General features: G+C 67.8%; 4 protein-coding genes. All 4 read right to left on the minus strand.

Features of this window, described 5'->3' with window-relative positions:
• Nucleotides 1-60: 60 nt before the first annotated feature.
• Entirely contained in the window at nt 61-354 is a 294-nt protein-coding gene (locus tag VGZ32_RS00345) for a toluene-4-monooxygenase system B family protein (protein ID WP_326883696.1), read from the minus strand.
• A complete protein-coding gene (locus VGZ32_RS00350; RefSeq protein ID WP_326883697.1) occupies nt 351-1,871 on the minus strand; it encodes a toluene monooxygenase in 1,521 nt (506 codons plus the stop codon). The genes VGZ32_RS00345 and VGZ32_RS00350 overlap by 4 nt, the downstream gene beginning before the upstream one ends.
• A 14-nt stretch (nt 1,872-1,885) precedes the next feature.
• On the minus strand, nt 1,886-2,365 hold the full coding sequence (locus tag VGZ32_RS00355; RefSeq protein WP_326883698.1) for a nuclear transport factor 2 family protein: 480 nt from the start codon (nt 2,363-2,365) through the stop codon (nt 1,886-1,888).
• A 14-nt stretch (nt 2,366-2,379) separates the two neighbouring features.
• Nucleotides 2,380-2,732 (minus strand): ester cyclase (locus tag VGZ32_RS00360; protein ID WP_326883699.1); only part of this gene is annotated, 353 nt, incomplete at its 5' end.

Genomic DNA, 2,732 nt, shown 5'->3' on the forward strand with positions numbered 1-2,732 from the left:
TCGCCGCGATGATCAGCTCGACCTCATCGCCCATCCGCAGCACCGGGCCCACCGGGTTCTTCATGACCCCTCCGGGATGTCGTACTCGACCGTGACGTGGTCCAGCGGCTGGAGGCCGGCGGCGGCGACGGTCATCTCGGCCGGCAGCCGCTCGCCGCGGTAGATGACGACCTTGTCGTACGGCAGCGCGCGGACCCGCTTGCCCTCGACGTGGTAGGCCACCGCGGCGGCCACTTCTCGCATGGTGTTCGCGGTGGTGACCGGGACCAGGATCTGCACGAAGTCGGTGGCGAAGATCGCGTTCAGCGGGACCAGCTGCGGCGGGTTTTCTGCCGCGCCGGGTTCGGCGGTCATGGCTGCGCCGCCACGGCGATGCCTTCGGCGGGCCGGCCGGCGTAGTCCCTGGTCCAGGCCTGGTAGTCCGGGTCGTCGCCCATGACCTCCGGCGTCAGGCCCATGTAGCCGAGGATCCCGCCGACGTCCATCGGCTGGATCTGCCCGGCGAGGAACCGGTCGATGAGCGTCGGGTTGTTGACGCTGGCCCGGTCCTTCCAGAAGATTTGCCGGCAGGCGTTCGTGCAGAAGTGGTAGGTCCTGCCGTCGTAGCTGAGCGGGACGTCCCTGACCCGCCAGGTCCCGCCGCGGGACTGGGTGGCGTTGCACACGGGCAGGTGACAGGTGCTGCACAGCCAGGGCAGCGTCTCCGGCAGGGTCGCCGCCACGTTGCCGGCGTTGACGTTGTCGATGATCACGTCCCACTTGTCGCCGAAGACCTTTTCCCAGTTGGGGTACTTCTCGGCCAGCCAGGCCCGCTCGTCAGGGCTGACCGCCGCCATCGGCCGCCACCAGATCGTCGGCCGCCAGAACCACAGGCCCATATGCAGCGCGTGGTGCCAGATGTCCAGGCCGCGCATGAACTCATCCCAGTACCACGGCTTGCGCAGCCCGTACTGCTCGATGGTCCTGATGAACTGGTCGATGATCCATTCCTCCATGAACTCCCGGTAGGACTGCTTGCGGTGCTCCAGCGGGGTGTAGTAGTCCATCGAGGTGCCGGTCAGCGCGGCCAGCGCGCGCGCCGAGGCCCAGAAGGTCTTGTCGACCACCCACTGGGCCCGCACCGGGTCGTGCTCCATGAGGATTTCCAGGGTCGGGCCGCCCTGCTGGGAGTGGCGCGCCTCGTCGGTCTGGATCGAGGAGATCATGTTGGCGAAGTTGACGTCGCCGGAGGCCAGCGCGTCCGCCGCCAGCGCGACGAACTGCAGGTTGGTGAAGCCGGTCTCGAACACCAGCGGCAGCTGCAGCGCGATGTCCACCACGTTGGCGGAGCTCATCATCGCGTCGAACATGTTGCGCAGCGAGATCGCCACCCAGTCGTTGGTCTGGAACGCCTTCTGCGTCCAGTCGTACTGCGGGTCCTTGCTGATGAACTCGTGCCCGAAGAACGTAGTGATCGACGTGTGCCGCAGCTCGTCGAGCGCGCCGAAGACGGCCATGTTCCGCCACGATCCGGCCAGCCCGAACCGTGCCATCTTGAGCTCGGCGAGCGTCGCGGCGTACTCGCTGAGGGAAACGCCGCCGAAGTGCATCTTGGTCGCGGACTTCCAGCCTTCGTCCAGGCCGTCCCAGACCGATGAGCGCTGCAGCGCGGCCTTCACCGCGTACGCCGCCGTCTCCTTCTCCCGCTGGGTCGCGACGTACTCCGGGTAGCTGACCTTGTAGCTCTCCTCCCAGGTCAGCCACGCGTCCCGCGGTACCTTGCCGGTCCCGCTGTGCCATTCCGGGTAGACGGCCTCGTCGTCGACGTAGCGATAGGACCAGTCCACGTCGCGGACGAAGCCCTGCCATTCCTCGCGCTTGAGCAGTGCCATGGGGGTTCCTCCGGTCAGTCGACTTCGTTGTGGCCGAGCTGCCGGCTGATGCCGGCGTCGTTCCAGTAGCCGGTGATGCTGTCGATGAGCAGGTCAGGCCCCACGTGGAAGATGAACAGGTGCGGTTCGCTGTAGTGCTTGCCTGCCGGGGTGATCAGGCCCCAGGCCCCCTGCTGGGTGCCCTCGATGTCGGCCTGGACGACCACGTCGCCGTCGTCGTTGCTGGTGACGGTGTGCACGGTGTTGGACAGGTCGGGGAACGAGGCGATCAGCCCGGCCCACAGCGGCTTGCCGACGGTGCCGACCGTGCCGTCGCCGCGCAGCACCCGCTGTTTGCCCCACATCTCGACAGGGACGTAGGAGAAGCCGGCGGTGATCGAGCACAGGTCGGTCATGCCGTCGACATCGTGCGCGCGGTAGCGGTCGAAGAACTCGGTCACGACCGCGGCCGCCGAGTCGGCGGTGCGGGTCGTTCCCGTGCTGGTTTCTGTCATGTCCCCCTCCGCGTTCAGGCGATCGAGATCTCGTCGTAGCGCTTGACCGCGAGCCGCCGGTACAGCTGCGCCTGGCACCAGTAGACGGCGACGCCCGTGATCAGCCCGCCGCCGGTCGCGAACCGCCAGGCCTGCTCGATGTCGAGATGTTTTTCCGTGTTGATGGCGCCGGCGTAGCCGGCCGCCTGGGTTCCCTCGGCCCGCAGCAGCGCGGTGACCACGTCGCCGGTCGTGATGACCCGGCTGACGGTGATCATCAGGTCGGGGAATCCGCGCAGCAGGTCTTCGAGGACCGTGCGCAGCGCGTCCGCGCCCTGGGCATGCACCTCGAGCGGGTGGACCGTGACCGATGCCCGCGGGTCCACCA

It is taken from the genome of Actinocrinis sp. (genome assembly GCF_035938995.1).
Lineage (GTDB): Bacteria > Actinomycetota > Actinomycetes > Streptomycetales > Catenulisporaceae > DASZGI01.

What these genes read in the sequence shown, in the direction of transcription:
- VGZ32_RS00345 (WP_326883696.1), bottom strand. Translation starts at nt 354, where the DNA reads ATGACCGCCGAACCCGGCGCGGCAGAAAACCCGCCGCAGCTGGTCCCG.
- VGZ32_RS00350 (WP_326883697.1), bottom strand. Translation starts at nt 1,871, where the DNA reads ATGGCACTGCTCAAGCGCGAGGAATGGCAGGGCTTCGTCCGCGACGTG.
- VGZ32_RS00355 (WP_326883698.1), bottom strand. Translation starts at nt 2,365, where the DNA reads ATGACAGAAACCAGCACGGGAACGACCCGCACCGCCGACTCGGCGGCC.